Origin of the sequence: Pseudoalteromonas sp. SR45-1 (assembly GCF_014163655.1) — a bacterium.
Lineage (GTDB): Bacteria > Pseudomonadota > Gammaproteobacteria > Enterobacterales > Alteromonadaceae > Pseudoalteromonas > Pseudoalteromonas distincta.
Window position 1 is genome coordinate 396,168 of sequence record NZ_JACJDR010000002.1, and the last position, 1,713, is coordinate 397,880.

Below are 1,713 nucleotides of genomic sequence, written 5' to 3' on the forward strand. Positions count from 1 at the left end.
GTACCAAATGAATTAAGTGAGGGTGAGTTTACGGTTGAAGTATCGGTTACCGATACAGCAGGTAATGAAACTACCGCAACAACAACAGGCGAAGTTGATACTGCCGCGCCAACAGTTATTATTGACCCAGTAGGTGATACTAACAACACCACCCCAACTATTTCAGGCACCGCAACCGGTGAGCCAGAGGGCACGGTTGTTACTATTACAGTTACTGATGAAGCAGGTAATCCACAAACTATTACCACAGAAGTACAAGCCGATGGCACCTTTAGTGTTGATGTACCGAACGAATTAAGTGAAGGTGAATTTACTGTTGAAGTATCGGTTACCGATAACGCAGGTAATGAAACCACAGCCACAACAACGGGAGAAGTTGATACCACAGCGCCAATAGTTACTATTAATGCACTAGGCGATACGAGTGATACAACACCGACCATTTCAGGCACGGTTAGCGGGGAGCCTGCTGGTTCAACCATAACTTTAACAGTGACCGATGCTAATGGTGCAGTACAAACAATTTCAGCACAAGTAATTGCAGACGGAAGTTGGACAGTAGAAGTACCTGCGGCTTTAGCTGAAGGGGCCTACTCTGTAGATGCAAGTATTAGCGATGGCGCTGGTAATGAAGGCACAGCAAGTGCTTCAGGCACAATTGATACAAGCGCATTGACTATTACCATTGATGTTATTGGCGAAACTAACGATCAAACACCTCAAATAAATGGTGATACTTTTAATGCACAAGTTGGCTCTCAAGTTGAAGTTCAGATCACTGACTCAGCGGGTGGAATAATTACTTTAACTACGGTTGTTGATGAAAACGGACTCTGGAGTGTTACTCCGCCAGCCGATTTGGCTGAAGGCACCATTTTAATTAGTGCGACAGTAACAGACATAGGTGGTGGAAGCGCAAATGCAGAGCTTGATGCTGTAATTGATATTACGCCTCCAACCATACAAGTAAATGAACTAGAAACAAGTAATGATACAACACCGGTTATTTCTGGTAACACAACTGACGTAGTTGCAGGCACAGTTATAAATTTAACGGTTACTGATTCTCAAGGGGTTGTTCGCACATTTAGCACAACAACAGATGCAGATGGTAATTGGAGTGTTGAACTTTCCCAAGAGTTGGCCTCGGGCGATTATTCTGTAGAAGCTGAAGTATCTGATGCTGCTGGAAATAGTGCTTCAGATACTGCTACAGGCATTATAGATACATCAGGGCCTAGCTTAACCGTAAACTTTGATACTGTAACTAACGACTCAACACCTACCATTTCAGGCACTAGTGATGCAGACGTTGGTACCAGCATCACGGTTGTTATTACTGATGATAACGGGGTTGAACAAACACTTACCACCACAGTAGATGCAAATGGTAACTGGGAAGTAACTCCACAAACAGATTTAAATGAAGGTGATAACACCATCGAAGTGAGTGTATCTGACGAAGCAGGAAATACGACAACAGTTACAGATACAATTACGTTAGACACGCAAGCGCCAATACTCACCATTCAAAACGTAGGCGATGTCAGCGACTTAACACCAGAGCTTCAGGGCACCAGTAATGAAGTTGGTGGCACTGTTACACTCACCATCACCGACAGCGCAGGCGCTGTGCAAACCATTGAGACCCTAGTTGGCAGCGATGGCCACTGGAACATTGAGATTCCAGGTGCCCTTGCACAAGGTGACTTT

General features: G+C 44.5%; 1 protein-coding gene. It reads left to right on the forward strand.

The genetic code is table 11. The features are described from left to right. A partial coding sequence (locus tag H5089_RS04205) for an Ig-like domain-containing protein (protein ID WP_182711538.1) occupies nucleotides 1–1,713 on the forward strand: 1,713 nt, incomplete at both ends.